The organism is Phytohabitans kaempferiae, assembly GCF_042433955.1.
Classification (GTDB): domain Bacteria; phylum Actinomycetota; class Actinomycetes; order Mycobacteriales; family Micromonosporaceae; genus Phytohabitans; species Phytohabitans kaempferiae.
The window spans coordinates 97088-115565 of the sequence record NZ_JBHLUH010000049.1 but is presented as its reverse complement, the minus strand read 5'-3'; the positions used below and the strand labels follow the sequence as shown (position 1 = coordinate 115565).

17 protein-coding genes are annotated in these 18478 nt (G+C 74.2%); 6 read left to right on the top strand and 11 right to left on the bottom strand.

The window, feature by feature from the left end; all coding sequences use genetic code 11:
- Nucleotides 1-51 precede the first annotated feature (51 nt).
- Nucleotides 52-690, bottom strand: coding sequence for a sigma-70 family RNA polymerase sigma factor (locus tag ACFFIA_RS23770; protein ID WP_377253874.1), 639 nt, complete (start codon nucleotides 688-690; stop codon nucleotides 52-54).
- Between the two features lie 213 nt (nucleotides 691-903).
- On the opposite strand from ACFFIA_RS23770, the gene ACFFIA_RS23765 reads away from it, so the two are divergent.
- Both ACFFIA_RS23765 and ACFFIA_RS23760 read left to right on the top strand, forming a co-directional pair.
- On the top strand, nucleotides 904-2958 hold the full coding sequence (locus ACFFIA_RS23765) for an Hsp70 family protein (RefSeq protein WP_377253872.1): 2055 nt from the start codon (nucleotides 904-906) through the stop codon (nucleotides 2956-2958).
- Nucleotides 2951-4318 (top strand): Hsp70 family protein, encoded by a 1368-nt coding sequence (locus ACFFIA_RS23760; RefSeq protein ID WP_377253870.1) that lies wholly within the window; start codon nucleotides 2951-2953, stop codon nucleotides 4316-4318. The genes ACFFIA_RS23765 and ACFFIA_RS23760 overlap by 8 nt, the downstream gene beginning before the upstream one ends.
- 121 nt (nucleotides 4319-4439) lie before the next feature.
- Here the strand turns inward: ACFFIA_RS23760 and ACFFIA_RS23755 are convergent, their stop codons facing one another.
- On the bottom strand, nucleotides 4440-5297 hold the full coding sequence (locus ACFFIA_RS23755) for a class I SAM-dependent methyltransferase (RefSeq protein WP_377253868.1): 858 nt from the start codon (nucleotides 5295-5297) through the stop codon (nucleotides 4440-4442).
- A gap of 62 nt (nucleotides 5298-5359) precedes the next feature.
- Between ACFFIA_RS23755 and ACFFIA_RS23750 the strand changes: the two genes are divergently transcribed.
- On the top strand, nucleotides 5360-6595 hold the full coding sequence (locus ACFFIA_RS23750) for a sensor histidine kinase (RefSeq protein ID WP_377253866.1): 1236 nt from the start codon (nucleotides 5360-5362) through the stop codon (nucleotides 6593-6595).
- Nucleotides 6592-7239: a response regulator gene (locus ACFFIA_RS23745; protein ID WP_377253864.1), complete on the top strand. Its 648-nt coding sequence runs from the start codon at nucleotides 6592-6594 to the stop codon at nucleotides 7237-7239. Before ACFFIA_RS23750 ends, ACFFIA_RS23745 begins: the two co-directional genes overlap by 4 nt.
- Before the next feature lie 228 nt (nucleotides 7240-7467).
- Here ACFFIA_RS23745 and erm read toward each other — a convergent pair whose 3' ends face one another.
- The 9 genes from erm to ACFFIA_RS23700 all read right to left on the bottom strand — a co-directional run bounded on the left by erm (nucleotide 7468) and on the right by ACFFIA_RS23700 (nucleotide 17261).
- Complete coding sequence (gene erm / locus ACFFIA_RS23740) at nucleotides 7468-8232, bottom strand: ErmE/ErmH/ErmO/ErmR family 23S rRNA (adenine(2058)-N(6))-methyltransferase (protein ID WP_377253891.1); 765 nt, start codon at nucleotides 8230-8232, stop codon at nucleotides 7468-7470.
- Nucleotides 8233-8616: 384 nt separating this feature from the next.
- Complete coding sequence (locus tag ACFFIA_RS23735) at nucleotides 8617-11133, bottom strand: CHAT domain-containing protein (protein ID WP_377253862.1); 2517 nt, start codon at nucleotides 11131-11133, stop codon at nucleotides 8617-8619.
- 64 nt (nucleotides 11134-11197) lie between these two features.
- Complete coding sequence (locus ACFFIA_RS23730; RefSeq protein WP_377253861.1) at nucleotides 11198-12685, bottom strand: S8 family peptidase; 1488 nt, start codon at nucleotides 12683-12685, stop codon at nucleotides 11198-11200.
- A gap of 32 nt (nucleotides 12686-12717) precedes the next feature.
- A complete protein-coding gene (locus ACFFIA_RS23725) occupies nucleotides 12718-13176 on the bottom strand; it encodes a hypothetical protein (protein WP_377253859.1) in 459 nt (152 codons plus the stop codon).
- Nucleotides 13169-13777, bottom strand: a complete 609-nt coding sequence (locus tag ACFFIA_RS23720) for an RNA polymerase sigma factor (protein ID WP_377253857.1) — start codon at nucleotides 13775-13777, stop codon at nucleotides 13169-13171. Before ACFFIA_RS23720 ends, ACFFIA_RS23725 begins: the two co-directional genes overlap by 8 nt.
- Nucleotides 13778-14222: 445 nt before the next feature.
- Nucleotides 14223-14621, bottom strand: coding sequence for an STAS domain-containing protein (locus ACFFIA_RS23715; RefSeq protein WP_377253855.1), 399 nt, complete (start codon nucleotides 14619-14621; stop codon nucleotides 14223-14225).
- Nucleotides 14622-14795: 174 nt separating this feature from the next.
- Nucleotides 14796-15449, bottom strand: a complete 654-nt coding sequence (locus ACFFIA_RS23710) for an ATP-dependent Clp protease proteolytic subunit (protein ID WP_377253854.1) — start codon at nucleotides 15447-15449, stop codon at nucleotides 14796-14798.
- A gap of 106 nt (nucleotides 15450-15555) precedes the next feature.
- The gene (locus ACFFIA_RS23705; RefSeq protein ID WP_377253889.1) at nucleotides 15556-16440 is read right to left on the bottom strand and encodes a Gfo/Idh/MocA family protein; all 885 of its coding nucleotides are present in this window, start codon (nucleotides 16438-16440) and stop codon (nucleotides 15556-15558) included.
- A gap of 80 nt (nucleotides 16441-16520) precedes the next feature.
- A complete protein-coding gene (locus ACFFIA_RS23700) occupies nucleotides 16521-17261 on the bottom strand; it encodes a hypothetical protein (RefSeq protein ID WP_377253852.1) in 741 nt (246 codons plus the stop codon).
- A gap of 259 nt (nucleotides 17262-17520) precedes the next feature.
- On the opposite strand from ACFFIA_RS23700, the gene ACFFIA_RS23695 reads away from it, so the two are divergent.
- The gene (locus ACFFIA_RS23695) at nucleotides 17521-17886 is read left to right on the top strand and encodes a hypothetical protein (protein WP_377253850.1); all 366 of its coding nucleotides are present in this window, start codon (nucleotides 17521-17523) and stop codon (nucleotides 17884-17886) included.
- Nucleotides 17879-18292: a hypothetical protein gene (locus ACFFIA_RS23690; RefSeq protein WP_377253848.1), complete on the top strand. Its 414-nt coding sequence runs from the start codon at nucleotides 17879-17881 to the stop codon at nucleotides 18290-18292. The genes ACFFIA_RS23695 and ACFFIA_RS23690 overlap by 8 nt, the downstream gene beginning before the upstream one ends.
- Nucleotides 18293-18478 lie beyond the last annotated feature (186 nt).

Below are 18478 nucleotides of genomic sequence, written 5' to 3'. Positions count from 1 at the left end.
CCAACGCCTCCTCAACCAAGATCAACAAGCTATGGCTTGACACAGGGCAACTCATGCGGCCACTTCCACGCCGAGGCAGTCACGCAGCCGGATCAGCCCGTCTCGCATGCGCGTCTTGATGGTCGGCAACGCGGTGCCGAGCTGCTCGGCGACCTCGCGATAGGTGTAGCCACCGTAGTAGGCGAGTGTGATCGCCTCGCGTTGCAGCCCGGTCAGCGTCTGGATGCACCGCCGCACCTGCTGCTGCTCCAGGCGTGCGGTGGCCTGGTCGACCACCTCGTCGTACGGCGTCTCGCCCTGCGTGGCCGCCAGCCGGCGGGCCCGCTCGGCGCCGGCCTGCTCGGAACGGACCCGGTCGACGGCGCGGCGGTGGGCGATCGTCAGTATCCACGCGGTGGCCGAGCCGCGCGCGGGGTCGAAGCGGCCGGCGGAGCGCCACACCTCGACGAGCACCTCCTGCGCCACCTCCTCGGCCTGCGCGGGGTCGCGCAGGACCCGGCGGGCCAGGCCGTACACGCGGGGAGTCACCAGGTCGTAGAGGCGCGTGAACGCCGCCTCGTCGCCGCCCGCGACCGCCCGCAGCAGCTCGTTGGCCTCCGTGGCGGGATCTGGCGGCGGAGGGAGTGCGGCCGACAGGTGCGGCCCGTCGTTGGCGCCCTCGCTCATCAGTGCCAGCCTCTCGCCGATCATCCGCGCGCCCATACCGGTACTTCGGAGCCGTACGGTACCCGGATAGGCCGATCGATTGTTACCAACCTGTTTCCGCTGCTTACAATCGTCCGCTTGGCTGGTGCACTACCCCTCTGGAGGGTGGACGCGGCCGTAAGACTCGCGGAAACTATGCCGGAACTCCCTGTAGTTCGAAACTCCCAGCCGCGATTGACAACCCCTCGAGGACCGCTCATGGCCGAACCGATCCTGGTGGTCGATGTCGGCACGTCGGGCACGCGCGTCGCGTTGGCGGTCGGCGACCGGTCGGGCCTCCTGCGCGAGCCGGGCAGTGGCAGCCTGGTCTGGCCGTCGTCCGTGTGCCTCGACGATGCCGGCTACCTGATCGGCACGGCCGCCGAGCGGCGCAAACGGGCTATCCCCCGGCGCTACATCGACGGGCCGCGGCGGGCGGTCGACGCCCAGGCCTCGGTGTGGCTGGAGGGACGCGAGGTCACCGGCGGCGAGGCGCTCAGCGCCTACCTCGCCGTGGTGCGGGGCGAGGCCCGCCAGCAGTACGGCACCGACATCGGCCGCGTCACGCTGACCGTACCGGCCGCGTATCTGCCCGGCGACCCGCGCCGCGACGTGCTGGCGGCGGCGTGCGAGGCGGCCGGCTTCTCCGATGTGGAGCTGCTGTCGAGCGCGGTGGCGGCGGCACTCGACCCGGAGACCGGTGGCGGGCTGCCCTCCGGCGCGCTGGTGCTGGTCTGCGTGCTCGGCGCCACGTGGTCGGTGGGTCTGGTGCAGGTGCGCGGCAACCACACCGTCCAGCTTGGACAGGAGACCTCCGGCGCCGGGCATGACCTCGACGCGCTGCTGATAAACGACCTGCGCGCCGAGGGGCGCACCTGGCTCGAGCCGCTGCTCGCCGCGCCGGGCGACGCCGGGCTGCGCGCCTACTACGAGGCGATCGACTTCGTCCGCCGGCTCAAGCACCAGCTCGCCGACGCAGAGGAGGTGGCCGACCACCTCACCCCGATCACCCCGCCCTACCGGCTGACCCGCGAGTGGCTGGCCGCGTTCGCCGACCCGGCGCTCCAGGCGCTGGTGGCCAGCTGTCACAGCGTGCTGGCCGGTGCCGGCGCCACGCCCGCCGACCTCGCGGCGGTGGTGCTCGCCGGCGGCGGCGCCCGGCTGCCGATGGTCGAGCCGGCTCTGCGCGGCGCGCTCGGCCGAGCGGTGCGCCGGGCCGCCGAGCCGGAGCTGGCGGTGGCACGCGGCGCGGCCCGCTGGTCGGTGGGCGCGCTCAGCCGCGCGGTCCCAGCCGAGCGGCCGAGCTGGCGGGTCGAGCCGCTCGCCTGGGACATCCCCGGTGGCCAGGCCGAGCTGGTCCGCTGGCTGGTCGCCGAGGGCCAGCCGTTCCCCGCGGGCGCGCCCGTGGCCCGCGTGCGGATCCCCGACGAGCGGGTCTTCGACCTCGTCGCGCCGCAGGCCGGCACGCTGCTCGCGCACCGGGTCACGGCCGGCCAGCCGGTCGGCCCGGTCCTGGTCGCGGCGGCCGCCAAGACGCCCAAGGCGCTCGCCGAGCATCCGCCGCCACACCAGCACCGGCTGGAGGTGGCCGGCTCGTGGCTGCTCACTCCCGACCGCCAGCGGCTCGTGGAGTGCGACGGCGCCGGGCGGTACGTGCGCTACCACGGGATCGGCGACGCCGCGGTGACCGGCGAGTTCGTCCCCGAGCTGGGCGCGGCACCGGTCGGCGGCCAGGTCTTCGTGGGGCCGGACGGGCGCCTCTGCCTCGTCGCGTGGGACGCGGAGAGCTGGTTCACGGTGTGGGACGTCGACACGGGCAAGCTGACGGCCCGCTTCCGCGACCCGGGCGGCACCGAAGGCGTGCGGGTCAACGAGGTCGAGTGGCGCCTGGCCACCGAGGCCGAGGGCAAGGCGGTCGGCCGCTACCGCCGTTCCGCGATCACGATCTGGGATCTGCGCACCGGCGAGCGGGTCGACAAGGTCACCGACGAGGCGTGGGTCCGCCGCCACCCCGACTACTCCAGCACCAGCCGCACGCAGGGCTTCGGCACCACGGTCGCCAGCCCCGACGGCCAGTTGCGGGCCACGACGCTGGACGCCGGCGACGGCTCGTGGGCGCTGCTGGTGCACGACATCGCGACCGAGCAGGAGGTGTTCCGGGCGCGCGGGACGCCGGCGCGGCGGGCGCTGGCCGGGTTCAGCGCCGACGGCCGCCACCTGCTGGCCAACTGGGAGTCCGAAGGGCGGAGCCTGGTCGATGTCTGGCATGTCTGAGTCCTCGTCCCGCCTCCGCCCGGGCGACGCGCCGGTGCTCGTGGTCGACTTCGGCACCACCTCCTCGGCCGCGATGCTCCTCGCCGGCGAGGAGGCGTGGCCGGTGCCCGAGCCGGTGACCGGCGCCCCCACCTGGCCGTCCGCGGTCTTCTGGGACGGGCAGCAGATGCTCGTCGGCACGCTCGCCGAGCGGCGCAAGCGCTCCGAGCCGGAGTCGTTCGCGGCGGAGTTCAAGCGCGGGCTGGCGGCCGACACGTCTGTGCTACTCGGCCGGCGCCGGTTCCGCCCGGTCGAGCAGGTGGTCGCGCTGCTCACCGCCCTGCGCGCGGAGGCGGAGAGGCTGCACGGCGCCCCGATCAGCCGCGCACTGATCACCACGCCGGCGAGCTACACCTCCGGCGACCCCCGGCGGGCTCGCATGATCGCGGCAGCCGAGGCGGCCGGGCTGGAGACGGTCGAGCTGCTGCCCGAGCCGGTCGCGGTCGCGTTCGGGCCGGTGCCCGGGCCGCCGTTCGTCCCCGACGACCTCGTCCTCGTCTACGACCTGGGCGGGGGCAGCTTCGACACCGCCCTCCTGCGGATCGGCGAGCGCTGGCACGAGGTGCTGGGGCACGCGGCCCTCGACGACTGCGGTGGCCGCGACATCGACGCGCTGCTCGCCGGGCGCATCCACGCCCAGGGGCAGCAGTGGCTCGCGCCGCTGATCTCCTCGGCCAGCCCTTCCGACCCGGCCGCGCTCCGCCTTGGCATGGCGGTCACCGACTTCGCCCAGCGGCTCAAGCACCAGCTCAGCGACGCGCCCGCGGTCGAAGACTTCTTCCTGCCCAACGCGCCGGCCTATCGCCTGACCCAGCCCGACCTGGCCGCGCTCGCCGCGCCGGTGCTGCACCGCACCGTGACCTGCTGCACCGACCTGCTCGCCCGCGCCGGCGTGGCGCCACACCAGGTCGCGACGGTCCTCGCCGTGGGCGGCGGCTCCCGCATGCCCGCCGTGGCCGAGCTTCTCCACCAGGCGCTGCGGCTCCCCCTGCGCACGGTCGACGAGCCCGACCTCGCTGCCGTACGCGGCGCGGCCCGCTGGTTTCCCCGCAGTGGCCCGCGCCGGGTCACCGCCGCGACCTCGCCCGAGCCGTCGGTCCCGCTGTCGTTCGCGATCCCCGGCGGCACGGCTCACCTGCTGCGGTGGCTGGTCTCGCCCGGCCAGGCGTACGCGGCCGGTGTCCCCCTGGCGCGCGTCCGCCTGCCCGGCGGCGCGCTGTGGGACCTCACCGCGCGGCTGCCCGGCACGCTCGATCGCCTGCTCGCCGTGCCCGGCACAGACGTCTCCGCCCACGAGTGGCTGGCGCTCGCCCGTCCGTAGGGCGGCCGGCCTCGGCGACGCACGACCGGGGCGCCGTGAGCCTGCGTCGAGAAGAGGCCGACGCGCCCGGCGCCCGCCCGTAGAGCCGGCCTCGGCGACGCACGATCGGGGCGCGGTGGGCCTACGCCGCGAGAAGTCCGATGTGGACGCTGCGCGCCTCGATCCAGTAGAGGTCGTCGCGCAGGCCCAGCCACGCACTGTCCGCGGAGTCGAGCAGCCGGTCCCACGCCTCCAGGTCGGCGGGGTCGAGCAGCCCGGCCGGGCGGAGGTGGTCGACGCGGTGGGCGAGCTTGTCGAGGACCCTGTTGACCTCGGCGTCCGTGAGCGGCACCTCTCGCTCCAGCAACGTCGTGCGGGACGTGACGCCGGAGAGGCCGGCGCGGCGCAGGCATTCGCTCCAGCCGTACGGCATCCGCGTCCAGCCGGGCAGCCCCGCCCGCATCGAGGCGAACCACCGATCCTGCGCCGCGTCGAGCCGGATCTCCAGCCCTGGGTCGCCCACGCCGAGGTCCCACGGCAGGTGGCGGGCGGGCAGCCCGCCCTCGGCCAGCGCCAGCCGCCCGCCCGGGCCGAGCAGTCCGGCGAGCGCGTTCACGGCGGCCTGCTGGTCGCCCGCGTGGTGTACTGACGCCGACGCCCACACCAGGTCGGCCGGCTCGCCCAACGCGGCCCGCAGGTCGGCCAGGTCACCGTCGAGGTCGGCCACCAGGAAGTCGAGGTGCGGAGCGCGCTCCCGCGCCGTGGCCAGGATCGCCGGCTCGCCGTCGACGCCGACGGCACGCCCCTCCGGCCCGAGCGCGGTCGCGAGCGCGAGGGTCATGCCGGCGCCGCCGCAGCCGACGTCTACCGCCAGCCGGTCGTCCGGGCGGACCAGGCTGGCCGCCACCGAGGCGTACCAGCCGGCCTCCTCACGAGCGAGCCGCCCGAGATGTTCGGTTTGCTCCGACCAGACCACGGTGTACGGATCTTCAGCAGTCACGCGCCGATTCTCTCGTGCCCCGGCAGGAGGCCGTTGCGCCTCCGGCGGCCTACTGTTCTGATGTGGTGACCCAGTTGATCGGCCGGCTCTTCGACGAACGGGCCTGGCCGGCGCGCCTGACCCTGCTGTTGGTGCTGACCGTCGGCTACCTGGTCCTGCTGCGCGCGCCCGCGTCCCCGCCCACCACCACCGACTGGGTGATCGCCCTGGTGGCGGTGGCGCTGAGCGCGGGCGGTGGGCGGTGGCCGCTGGCCACGGTGATCGCCCAGTCCGGGCTGCTGATGGTGGTCTACGAGGTGGGCCAGCACGCCGCCGTGATCGTGAAGATCGCCGCCGCCGTCGCCCTCTTCGAGCTCGCGATGCGGCGTTCCGGATGGCAGGTGCTGGTGGGCGCGCTCGCCCCCGCCACCGTGTACGTCCTGCACCCCGCCGGCGGTGTGCCCTCGCTGCTCTACAGCGCCGCGATCATGGTCGGTGCCCCGGTGCTGATCGGCGCGTACATCCGCTCGGTCCGCCAGACCGCCGAGCAGGCGCAGCAGCGCGTGGCCGAGGAGCAGCGACGCCGCCTCTCCGAGACCCGGGCCGCGCGGGCCACCGAGCGCACCGCGGTCGCCCGCGAGCTGCACGACGTCGTCGCCCACCACGTCGCCTCGATCGTGCTGCGGGTCGGGGTCGCCCGCCACGTACTGCCGACCGACGACCCGCGCGTGCGCGAGGTGCTCGACGACGTGCACGGCAGCGGCACCGCCACGCTCTCCGCGCTGCGCCGCCTGGTGACCGTGCTGCGCGACCCGGAGGTGGGCGACACGCCACCGTTCGTCGAGCCCGGTGAGCTGCCCGCCGCACTCGACGAGGTGGTGCAGCGCGGCCGGCAGGTGGGCCTGGAAATCGACTCCTCGGTCGACCCGGCGGTGGGCGGGCTCGACCCCGTACGCGGGCTAGCTGTGCTGCGCCTGACCCAGGAAGGGCTGACCAACGTGGCGAAGCACGCCGGCACCGCGGCCAAGGCGGAGGTCACGATGCGCCTCACGCCCGACGACGCGGTGCTGCTGGAGATCGTCGACGACGGTGGCACCAGCCCGCCCGCCCTGCCCACGGCCGCCAACGCCCCCGGGCACGGGCTGGTCGGCATGCGCGAGCGCGTGGAGCTGCTCGGCGGCCAACTCTCCGTGGGCCGGGAAGGACGCGGCTGGCGGCTCTCCGCGCTCCTCCCGTCCGCCACGCCACCGGTCGGCATCCCGGTCAGCAAGACCTGCCGGCTGCACGCCCCGCCGCCCCCGGCCGAGGTGCGCTCGTGATCCGCGTACTCCTCGCCGACGACCAAAACCTCGTCCGCGCCGGGCTCCGCATGCTCTGCGCCGCCGCGCCCGACCTCGAGGTGGTGGCCGAGGCCGACAACGGCGCCGAGGCGGTGCGCCTCGCCGAGCAGGTGCTCCCCGACGTCATCCTGATGGACCTGCGGATGCCCGGCGTCGACGGCATCACCGCCACCGCGCGCGTCCTGGCCGCCCGCCCTTCCGTGCGCGTGGTGGTGCTCACCACGTTCGACGACGACGACCACCTCTATCCGGCGCTCGCGGCGGGCGCGTGCGGCTTCCTGGTCAAGGACGCGGCGCCCGAAGACCTCCTCGACGGGGTACGCCGCGCGGCCGCCGGCGACTCCCCCTTCAGCCCCGACGTGCTGCGCCGCCTCGTCGCGTCGGCGGTGCACAGCCGCTCCGCGCCCACCTACCCCGCCCGGCCCGACTTCGGCCTCACGCCACGCGAGACCGAGGTGCTCGCCCTGGTCGGCGAGGGCATGTCCAACGGCGAGATCGCCGAACGCCTCCACCTCGGCGTCACCACGGTCAAGACGCACATCGCGAGCCTCATGACCAAGACCGGCGCCCCCAATCGGGTACGCCTCGCGGTGCTCGCCGTCCAGTCCGGCGTGAGCGCCTAGCCGTCACCGCACCGGGGCGAAATGTCGCACCACGCGTGGACCGCCAGGCAGATCGTGGTAGTCCACTGCCCCAGGAGGGCAGCAAACGTCCATGGTCAACATCGTCGCACGGCGCGACCTGGGCGCACCGGCGCGCCCAGGTCGACAGCTTCTCCAACACACGGCCGTACCGGCTGGTCGCGAGTGCCCCCCTCGCGGAGCGCCGCGACCACGTCGACCCCCGAAAGCTCAGGCGTGCAGCAGGCGAAACAGCAGCAGCCACTGCTCCGGCCACACATGACCCACCACCGTGGAGGTGTCCAGCCGCGCGGCGCGGAAGGCGGCGTCCACGCGCCGGCCCGGATGGCGCTGGCGCAGCGAGGCGTGCAGCGAGCCGCCCACGCCGCCGAAGCCAAGCTCCACAAAGGACCGGTACGTCGCCATCCACCGCCCGGGCACCAGCGGCTCGGGGCGCCGCCGCAGCCGCAGGATGCCGGAGTCGACGCGCGGCACCGGGCGGAATGCGTGCCGCGATAGCCGCCCGGCCAGGTCCCACTGGTACTCCGGCCACGTCGCCACCGTCAGCCGGCTCCACCGTCCGTAGTCGCCGGTGCGCTTGCGGGCGTACTCCAGTTGGGTCACCAGCGTCGCCGAGGTGAGCGCCGGCGCCCGCAGGCACCACTGCACGATCGGCGCGGTCAGCGCGTACGGGATGTTGCCCACCACCGCGAACGGCTCCCGGGGCGGCCGGGCGGTCAGGAAGTCCTGCTGCCGTACGACCACGTTTCCCGGCACCGCCAGGCGTGTGGCGAGCGCGGGGTCGACCTCGTACGCCACGACCCGCCCAGCCGCCTCGGCGAGTACGCGGGTGAGCCGCCCGTCGCCGGCGCCCACCTCGAGTACCAGGTCGGTGTGCGCGGGCCGGGCGGCCTGTACGACCCGGTCCAACGCGGCGGGGTCGTGCAGGAACGTCTGCGACAGCACACGGCGGGTGCGGTCGCGCTCGGTGCGGATTCGTCGGATGTTCTGCGCCACTGCCGGCGTCCTCTCCAACCGGCCCGGTGCGCGGGCCGGCACAACGCGGACAGGCGTGCCTCATCAGCGCATGCGGAAGCGAGGCCTGTCCGAGACGATCGGGACTCGGAGGGCCCTGGAAGAGAACGCGGAGTGTGTGCGGCGATCAGGCCAGGGCCGGACGCCCCAGCCGGTGCCTGACAACGAAGGCGGGACCCCACGCGCCCGTCAGGGCGGGGGTCATGTTGCTCAGGGCGTGTGCCATGCGCCAACGCTAGCGCGACAACGACGCAAGGTGTATCGGATTTCCGCCAGCGCGCTCCTGACATGCATGAGCGAACTGCGCCTACCTTCCATCCGCGACCTCGGGGATCGCGCGCACAGTTACCAGCCCGCGCCGAAGCACACGAGCGGCGCCAGGTCTTCCTCCGCCTTCGCCGCGCTCTCGATGGCGGCCGCCAGCGCGGCGGCCGGTGACTGTCCCTCTCGCAGTGCCGCGTGGTGGGCCGGCCCCACCTGGTAAGCGACCGCGTCGGCGATCCGCGCGACGCCGGCCACGACACTCCCCGCGCCGCCGTGCAGCAGCGCGGCGGTCATCCCCAGCGTCTCCTCGCCCGGCCGAGGCCGGGCGAGGCCCAGCTCACAGGCCGAGAGCACGATGTGGGCCGGCAACTGCGGCAACTGGTGCAGCTCGTGGCCGAAGAGCGGCCCGTCGGCCAGCTCCAGGTGCGAAAAGAGCGGGTTGTCCGGCTCGTGCACGCCGTGTGCCGCCACGTGCAGCACGTCGGCGGTGCGCACCGCCTCCCGCACTCCGGCGGTCGTGGACTCGGTCGGTGACTGCGCCGACCACACCTCCGCGACCAGCCGCACCTCCTCCTCCGCACGGGCGACCCGCGGCCCCGCCGCCAGCGCCAGCGTGGGCCGCGCGGGCAGCGCGGCCCGATCGCGGGCGGCCAGCCACGCGGTCGCGGACGCCACGACCGCCAGCGGGCGCCCGCGCAGGGCGGGCAAAAGCGTCCAGGGTACGGCCACGAGCCCGGCCGACGGCGCGAGCAGCAGCGGCCCGTCGGCGAGGTGCCGGCGCAGCGGATGCCAGAGCAGCTCGTCGAGCCCCTGGAGCGAACGGCGGCTGGCCGCGCGCACGCTGACCCGCACCGGCTCGGGCAGGTTGATCGTGGCGAGCGCGTCGAGGTCGGCGCGGACCCGGTGGAGCAACTCGACCGCGGGCGCCGCCGGGCCGAGGTCGAGCACGGCGCGGCGGCCCGCCCCGGCCACGAGCGCGTGCAACCGCCCGCCGGAGAGCAGGTGCGCGACGTACGTGGCGTCGGCCACAGCCAACTGGTCCTGCACATCGGCGAGGGGCGCCGGCGCGACCGTCTGGCCCGGCCCCGGCGTGTACCAGGAGCGCTGCCGGATCAACCGCTCGAGCTGGGCGCAGCGGCTGCGCAGCGCGGGCGCGGGCTGGCCGGCGAGCGCGGCCATGCGCAGCTCAACACGGAGGCGGCGCAGCTCTTCGAGCAGGGCTGCCGCCTCCGGGTCGGCCGGCGGCACCACCGGTGGCAGGCGGGTCGACAGGGCGCGGGCCCGCTCGGCCCAGCCGAAGACGGTGGCCGGCCGCCCGGTGGCCAGCGCGCGGGCCAGCCCGTCTTCGGCGAGGCGGCGGCCGTGCCCGCTGACCGCGGTCTGGAGGTCAAGGCTCCCGAACGACGCCTGGTAGCGATGCAGGTCGGCGAGGGCGGCCCGCAGCTCGGCGTCGGCGCGGCGTGGGTCTCCCTCGGCGTCGGCGAGCCCGGCCCGCACGGCCCGGGCCTGCAACCTTGTCGCGATCGGGTCGTCTCGGCGCAGCCGGATCGCCGGGCCGGCAAGGTCTCGGGCCCGCTCGACGCTCCCTTGTGGACGGATGGCCAGCAGCGCCGCCACGCCGGTCAACCTGGCCCGGCGCGCCTCGTCGTCGAGGCCGGCGGCGGCGAGCGCGGTGGCGAGCCGCACGGCATCGTCGGCTGCGGCGGCGGCGCCCCGCCCTCGACCGACTGCCGCCGCGACGGCCACGTGCCGGGCGAGCAGTGCCCAGGCGTCGGCGCCCCGGCTCGCGAAGCGCCGGCCCGCCCGCTCGGCGAGGCGCCGCGCTTCGACGTAACGCTCCTCCAGGAGGGCGACCTGCGCCCGCGCCAGCTCCGACTCGGCCTGGTCCTGCGGTGCCTTCGCGCCCCGGAAGAGGTCGACGGCGTGCGCCAGGTCTTCGTCGGCCTCCCGCCACAGGCCGGCGGCGAGCAGCACCTGCGCGCGGTCGATGTGGTAGACCGCCGCGTACATCGGTGACTGGCTGCTCAGTGTGGAGCGCACCACGTCCATCTCGCGCAGCGCCCGCGGCAGTGCGCCGGAGAGGAGGAAGAGGTAGCCAAGGTTGTGCGACGCCTTGGCCGCCAGCATGCCGAGGCCGTGCCGGCCGGCGACGTCGGCGCAGCGGCGGAAGTCGGCTCGGGCCGCGGCCAGCGTGCCCCGCTGCATGTGCAGGATGCCGCGGTTGAGCAGCGGCCGGCAGATGTCTTCCGGCTCGGACTCGTCGAGCAGGCCGACCGCCGCGTCGAGGGCCGCCAGCGCCTCCGCCGACCGGCCCGCGCGCATGTAGAGGAGGCCGCGCTGCGCGGCGACCATGCCCCGCAGCCGCTGTGGCAGGTCGGGCACCTCGTCGGCCTCACCGAGCAGGAGCAGCCCCTCGTCGAGGCTGCGCCGCTCGGCCTGGTGGTAGGCGAGGCTGATCAGGATCCGCGCGCGCAGCTCGGAATCGGGGCCGCTGCGCAGGGCCGCGCGCAGCAGCCGCCGAGCCGCGGCGTGCCGTCCGTGCTCGGTCTCCCGTACGGACTGGGCATGCAGCTCGGCGGCGCTGGCGACGACGGACACGCCTCATCATGGCACGGCGGCCCGCCACTCCGTCTCGACCGATGACCCGGCCGTGCACCCTCCGCTACGGCTGTGGCTGCAACATCTCCACGGCCAGTTGCATCCGCTTGACCGGGTCGCTCTCGCTGGCGAGCAGCGAACCGCCCCCGCTTGGCGCGATGAGTGCCTTGGCGATGCGGCCGGCGATGATCGGCGCGGCGAACGACGTACCGCTGGAGATGGCGAACCCGCCCGCGAAGTCGTCCGGGTCGATGTTTTCCCGGCTGACGCCGTGGAACGGATCCGGGTAGGCCGCGCCCGCGCCCATCGCGTGGTCGAACTTCGGCATCGTGCTGACCACGGCCGCCCCCGGCGCCCAGTGGTGCACCCACGCGCCGGTGTTGCTGAAGAGCGCGATCGAGCCGTTGGGGTTGAGCGCGCCCACACTGGAGACCGGCACCACGGGCGACTCGACGCCCTGCGGCGGTGCCGCGTACGCCGCCGGGAACATCGGCCGGGCGGTGGCGTCGTTGCCGGCGGCGGCCACCACCGCGACGCCCAGCGCGGCCAGCTCGCGGATCTCCTCGTAGAGCAGCGACATGTACGCGTCGTCGTCCGGTGACTCGTGGTAGAAGCCCAGCGACAGCGAGATCACGTCGATCGCCTGGCCGCCCGCCTCGCCGGCCGCGAACTTGCGGGCCAGCTCCTTGAGCGTCTGCAACGCGGCCAGCAGCTCGGACTCCACGATCACGCCGTCGGAGTGGATCACCCGGACCGGGAGGATGTCGGCGTCCGGGCAGGTCTGCCGGACCAGCCCGCAGATGAACGTGCCGTGCCCGGCGAGCGGGTCGCGCATGCCGTCGAGCGGTCCGATGACGTCGCCGGTCGTGTCGAGCGCGGTGCCCGCGTCACCGTTGAGCGCGTTGATCGGGGTGAGCAGCCCCTCGGCGAACCACTCGTGCTGCCCGCAGCCGGTGTCGAGCACGGCCACCACCGGGCGCCGCGGGCTCACCGTCGCCTGGCGGACCGGCGTCGGCAGGACCAGGTTGACCGGCTGCGTCGCGCCGAAGCCAAGCATCCCGTACTGCGCGACCGGACCGAACGGGAACGCCGAGTGGTATGGGAAGGCGGAGTGGTACGGAAACGCCGAGTGGTACGGAAACGCCGAGTGGTACGGGCTGCCGGTGATCGGCGAGGTGGTGGCGAACATCAGGTGGTCGAGGCCGACACCGAGGCTGCGCAGCCGACTCTTGTCGCGCGCCCGGAGCGCCTGGAGTACGCGCCACGCGTCGGTGGCCACCGGACCGCCGGTGCCGGGCGAGAGGCGCATGCAGCGACCGCCCTCGGCGGGGTCGTCGAGCCGGAGGTCGAGCCCGGCCGCCACCTCGTTGAGCACGCGGCGGTTGTCGCCCGTGCCGGGGCGCCGCATCAGCAGCCGGTTGGCGACGTAGACAGTGGACTGGAGTCGCTGGTCAGGCAGCACCTGGGCGGCGACGGGGTCAAGGGCTCGGGCGCCGTACGCCGTCAGGAGGGCGGGCGGCGGTGTCTGGACGTGCTTATCTGAGGTGGCCACGATTAACTCCCACGAAGAGATCGGGCTAGGCCCTAGAGCTGGACCGGCGGTGTCACCACCGGGCGGTGCAGGGGCACCGTCGCCCCGGTCGTCGGATGGATCATGATCTGCACCAGTCCGGACGGCACCTCCGCGAAGGCGAACCGCCCGTCAGCGTCGGCCTGGGTCTCGTGCACGCCTCGCGGGGTGCGCAGCTCGACCCGGAGCGCTCCGCCTGGAGCGATCCAACCGTCGATCCGCCGGCGCTGCGGTCCCGAATCCGACACCGTCACCATCACCGTCAGGCTTTCCGCCGAAAAGGTGACGGTGGAGGCGGTTTCCGGACCACGTGCGCCAGCCGGCAGGAGCGTCTCCTGCAACCGCATCAGCTCGAACTCCAGGTCTTCCAGCTCCAGTGTGAAGAGAACCCGGTCAGCCAGATCCACGGGCGGCGGATCCAATCTGTCGTACATGTCGTGGACCGCACGCAACAGCGTCAGGTCGTCAGTCACGCCGGTCACTCCACTCCGGATCGGCGGCCAGCAGGCCGCGTAGCTTGTCGAGGCAGCGCCCACGGGTCGGACCGATGCTGCCCACCGCGATCCCCAGCTCGTTGGAGAGGGAGGCGTAGTCGGGCCGGTCTTCGAACGCGATCACCCGCAGCAGCCGGCGGCAGCGCTCCGGCAGCTCCGCGATATGGCGCCACAGCGTGCGGGCGGTGCCCTCGGCGAGCACGGTCGCGTCCGGACCGCCCACCGGCGGCAGTGCCGCGTCGAGGATCTGCGGCTCGGCCACGTCTTCGCGCTTGCCGGCGCGCGCGGTGCGCCACGCCTCGCGCCGCGCGGTGGTGGTCGTCCACCGGAGCACGGCCTGCGGGTCGCGCACCGAGTCGACATTGCGCACCAACGCCAGCCAGGTCGTCTGCACCACGTCTTCGGCGGACTCACGGTCGAGCCCGTATGCCCGGACGAGGTGCCACAGCACCGGCGTCAGCAACCGGACGAGCCGGTCGAGTGCCGCCGGATCTCCGGCCCGCCATGCGGCGAACTCACGCGCCGCCACCTCCCAGGAGGCAGCGCCGACTCCGGTGTCATCAGAAGTCGCCGATGTCATCGCACCTCCCTCCTAACCTGTCCCCGCCGCCGAGGCGGGCTCTGACCTGCTCCCCAACACACTGCGCCATCGTAGGTGCGTTTCGATATCGCCCAGGCGACAGTGCGAGACGCACAACTGAGGAGGTGATCACAGTCGCGCTGATACGTACGCGAAGAAGGAAAGTTTGCGTGTATCACGGGCGCCGACCGGCGCTCCTTTACTGGCGGACGTTCACAGCGCCGCGCAGCGCAAGGGGGTGCGCTCGCGGCGGCTCCCCCCTCTGGGGCTGGGGGGAGGGGACGGCGGGGGTGCTTCCCGGGGGGATGCACCCCCGCTGCGTTCCCCCTCGACTCCACCGCGTCACCAAGCTCCCCGGCATGACCACGCCGCTCCCCCTTCGCAAGCCTTGTGGCTGGCCGGCAAAATGCCCCGCCGGTCGGCTCGACCGGCGGGGCATCTGACTTCAGATCAGGGAAGCGGCCCGGCTGATCGGCACCGGCGCCGGCCAGGGCCGCGGCACATCAGCGGGCGGCGCCTCACCCCCGACGATCGGGATCACCCGGTTGACCCGAGTGGCGCGGAGCGTGCGGCGCACGACCGCGTTGGGATTGCAGATGACGAGCTGACCGCCCCGGGCGCGGGTGCGCAGATGCACCGCGACCAACGCCCGGACCCCCGCGGCGGACAGGAAGCCGACTCCCCCGAGATCGACCCGCAAGGGCCCCGGCGTGGGCGGCAACGCCCACAGCAGCGCCCGGAACTCGTCCACATTGGCAATATCGATCTCACCGGTGACGCGGACGTCGACCCCCCTCGCACCGACGGTGACCTCGGCATGTAGCTGGTGCTGGCTTTCCCCCATGGGACGAGCCTAGGGAGGCGAACCGGCCGCGACGACCTACCGGAAGGGGAATGTCGGCCACATCAGCTACGACCAAAGTCGTAGGGGATAACTCATACGCGCGGCGGAGGATGCCCGTTTCGTACGGGAAGCCGACCACCTGTACCCGGTCGCGAGGTACCGGCGCGGGTCAGCTCAGGTCGACTCCGCTCCTCCCTGCGGCTGACCCGGGCCCACGATCTCGTCCAGCAGCCCGTACTCCACGGCCTGCTCGGCGCTCAGCGTGCGCCCCGCCGACAGGTCGTCTTCGATCCGGCTGCGCGGCTGGCCGGTGGCGGTGGCGATCCGCACGGCCAGCTCTTCCAGCTCCCGCAGGTGCTGCCCCGCGGCGGCGGCCACCTCGTCGGCCGTGCCGCTCACCGCCGCCGCCCGGGGCTCGCTGAGCCGTACGCGCGCGTGCCGGTACGCCAGCCGCCGCGCCGCCGCCGCGAGCAAGCCCACCGCCGCGCCCCCGGCGAGGCTGGTGACCACGGCGTGCACCGGCGCGCCCATCGTGTCGATCACGTCGATCAGCCCGAACGCGGCGGCCAGGTCGCCGTCGGGCGTCGCCAACTGGAGCCGCACTGGATCGGCGCCGAGCGCGTCGAGCGTCATCAGCGCGGCGGCCGCACGCGTGGCCGCGTCGTCGTCGAGCCGGCCGCTGAGCACCACCATCCGCTGGTCGAAGAGGCGCTCCTGGAGCCAGGGCGGCACGCCCTCGCCGGTGGGCAGCTCGGGCGGCAGCGGCGGCTGGCCGGGAGTGCCGGGCCCGCGCCACGGCGGGCGGAGGGGGTCGAGTCGCAACTCCACGAGGGCGCCTCCCTGGTCACTCGCTTCGCGGCACCGGGCGGCGGCGCCGCGGCGGCCCCGGCCACCGGTCACGCCTCCGGCGGAGCCTTTCCGCGACCGTAACCTGTCAAGCCACCGCTACCGGCCGCTTTTCGCGCAGGGCGATATCGGCCGCCTCCAGCACGGCCACGACCTCCCGCCCGAAGCCCGCGTCGCACGGATCCGGGCCGCACCCGATCAGCCGGCCGATCGCCGCGCCGAACGCCTCGACCGCGGTCCCCTCCGGTACCGGCATCGTGGCGACCCCGTGCTCGCCGTAGAAGTCGGTGTCCCGCAGCGTGACACCGGTGGGCGCGTCCAGCGTCAGCGAGGCGGTGCTCACCGCCCCGTCGGCGTGCCGCAGCGTCAGGTGCGTGGTGCTCCGAGGACCGCCCACCACGCTCACCTCCGCCACCGGCCCGAGCACCGGCAGCAGTACTGAGAGGACGTGCGGCCCGATGTCCCACAGCGCGCCCTTCTCGCGCCGCCAGGCCGAGGCGGCGTACGGGTTGCCGGGCTGGTAGATCGAGGCGAACTGGGTCACCCGGGCGCCCAGCCAGCCGCCGGTCGCCGCGGTCTCCTCGACGAACCGCACGATGTTGTCGCGGAACAGGTTGGTGAAGAAGACCACCGAGGAGAGCCCGCGCTCGCGGACCGCCGCGAGGATCCGGTCGGCCGTCGCGGTGTCCACCGCCAACGGCTTGTCCAGCAGCAGGTGCTTGCCGGCGGCGGCCGCGCGCAGCGCCAGCCCGGCCTGCACGTCGGGCGGCAACGCGATCGAGACAGCGTCCACTTCGGACAGCAACGCGTCGAGGTCGGTGTAGGGCTTGGCGGCGTACCGCCCGGCGAGCGCGGCCGCCTTCGCCCCGTCGCGACCCCACACGCCGACCAGGTCGGCCTCGGGATGTGCGGCCAGCGCCGCGCCCTGCGTCTCCGCCGCCCAGTGACCGGTGCCGAGCAGCCCGAATCTCATCGCCACGCGGTTCACCCTACGGTCTGCCGCGAGTCGGTCGGGCGGGGCGCGGCGGCCGTACCGTCCACGAGGAGCGCCGGCTAGCCCTTGCGCCTGGTCTTGCGCCCCTTGCCTCCGTATCGCTGCACGAGCCGCAGCGCCTCCTGTGCCTCGGCCGCGGCGGTCATCGCCTCCGCCGCCATCGCGCGGGACGCCGCCTCGGCGTCGTACATCCCCTCGGCGGCCTGCCGCGCGACCAGAGCCGCCCGCTCGTACGCCCGCCGGGCGGCCCCCTCCTCGGCGCGGAGGCGCTCTGCCCGCCGCTCCCGCTCCACCTGCTCCGGATCCCAGTCGCTGGCCCGCCGCCACACCTCGCGGAGCTCCTGCACCGAGATCTCGCCACGCCGGTACGCGGAGAGCGCGGCCCGGGAGACCATCCGCTGCCGCTCGCCCTCGGCCCCCTCCACGTCACCGGCCGTGACCAGCTCCGGATCGAGGGCGGCGGCGTGGCGCTCGGCCGCGGCGGCCCGCCCGGCCAGCACCTCCTGCCAGGCGGCCTGGAACACGGCACCGGCCGCCTCCTGCGCCCGCCAGGCCCCCTCCCGCGCCTCCTCGGCCTCGCCCAGCCGCTCCCGCGCCTCGATCGCGGCCGCCGCGGCCCGCCCGGCCAACGCGTGCGCCCGACCCGCGTGCGCGGTCAGCTCCTGGGCGGCGGCGCGCAGCTTCGCCGGATCGGGGCGGGGCTGGCGGCGGGGTCGCTCGGCGATCGCGGCCAGCGCCACGAGCCCGAGCACGACGCAGCCACCGATCAGCAGCAGGGCCCACACGGCGGTCAACTCCATGACAACGCCTCGCTCCGCTCGGGCGGCTCGCGCGCCTGAAGGCCGCCCTGTCGACACCAGTCGCTCCGGTCACTGCGCTCCGGTCGCTGCGCTCCCTCCGCTCGATGGCGCCCCTGCGGGATGGCGGCGCGCTCGCGACCTCCCCAGATGACCATCGACCAACGTCGACTATAGACGTTTGGTGATTGATCCGTCACCGGATGAGCGATCCGACATTGGCCCGCACCAGCCCTACTACGTCCATTAGTAGAGTGTCCGCGTGAACGACACCTTGGGCGTCATCGTGATCGTCGCCGCGCTCGGCGTCGCGGCGTGGTGCCTCATCGCGGCGGTACGCGACAAGCCGCCGGCCACCAGCCATTTCGTGGGCATCGCGGTGGTCGAGGCGACCGCACTGCTGCTGACGGTGGTGGCCGTCGCCGCGATGATCGGCGGCGACCGCCCGGCCGAGGTGGGCACGTTCGTGGGCTACCTGTTCACGTTCCTCGCCCTGCCGCCGGTCGCCGCGGTGCTCGCCCGGCTGGAGCCGACCCGCTGGGGCTCGGTGATCCTCGCCGTCGCCTGCTTCGTGATGCCCGTGCTCGTCGCGCGGCTCCAGCAGATCTGGGAGGCCACCGGTGCGTGACCGGCTCAACTCGGGCCCCGGCCTGGTCCTCGTGATCGTGTACGGGATCTTCGCGCTCTCCGCCGGTGCCCGCGCGACCGTGCAGATCCTCACGAAGTTCGACGAGGCACCGGAGGCGTACCTGCTCTCCGCCCTCGCCGCGCTGATCTACCTGATCGCCACGGTAGGCCTGGCCCGCGGTGGCGCCTCCGGCCGGCGGCTGGCCGTGATCTGCTGCACGGTCGAGCTGATCGGCGTGCTGGCGGTCGGCACCGCGAGCCTCGTGGCCGAGTCCGCGTTTCCGGACGACACGGTCTGGTCGGCCTATGGCCGTGGCTACGGCTTCGTGCCGCTGGTGCTCCCGATCGTCGGCCTCTACTGGCTGTGGCGCACGGCCCGCGCGGATCGCACCTCCGACCAGACCTAGAGAATCCGCTCCAAGAGAAGATCCGGGCTACCGCGACGCCCGTCGCGGTCCAGGCCGCCGCTCCCGCAGCCTCACCCTCCGCGGTCCACAACCTCAGCCGCGCCACACCGCGACGCCGAACGCGAAGGCGTCGCGCGAAGTCCCATGGACGCTACGCGTCCGCCCCCTGACGCGCTCGTCGTCGGC

Coding starts and splice junctions, on each gene's coding strand:
- ACFFIA_RS23770 (WP_377253874.1), bottom strand. CDS start 690: ATGATCGGCGAGAGGCTGGCACTGATGAGCGAGGGCGCCAACGACGGG.
- ACFFIA_RS23765 (WP_377253872.1), top strand. CDS start 904: ATGGCCGAACCGATCCTGGTGGTCGATGTCGGCACGTCGGGCACGCGC.
- ACFFIA_RS23760 (WP_377253870.1), top strand. CDS start 2,951: ATGTCTGAGTCCTCGTCCCGCCTCCGCCCGGGCGACGCGCCGGTGCTC.
- ACFFIA_RS23720 (WP_377253857.1), bottom strand. CDS start 13,777: ATGACATCGGCGACTTCTGATGACACCGGAGTCGGCGCTGCCTCCTGG.
- ACFFIA_RS23715 (WP_377253855.1), bottom strand. CDS start 14,621: ATGGGGGAAAGCCAGCACCAGCTACATGCCGAGGTCACCGTCGGTGCG.
- ACFFIA_RS23705 (WP_377253889.1), bottom strand. CDS start 16,440: ATGAGATTCGGGCTGCTCGGCACCGGTCACTGGGCGGCGGAGACGCAG.
- ACFFIA_RS23700 (WP_377253852.1), bottom strand. CDS start 17,261: ATGGAGTTGACCGCCGTGTGGGCCCTGCTGCTGATCGGTGGCTGCGTC.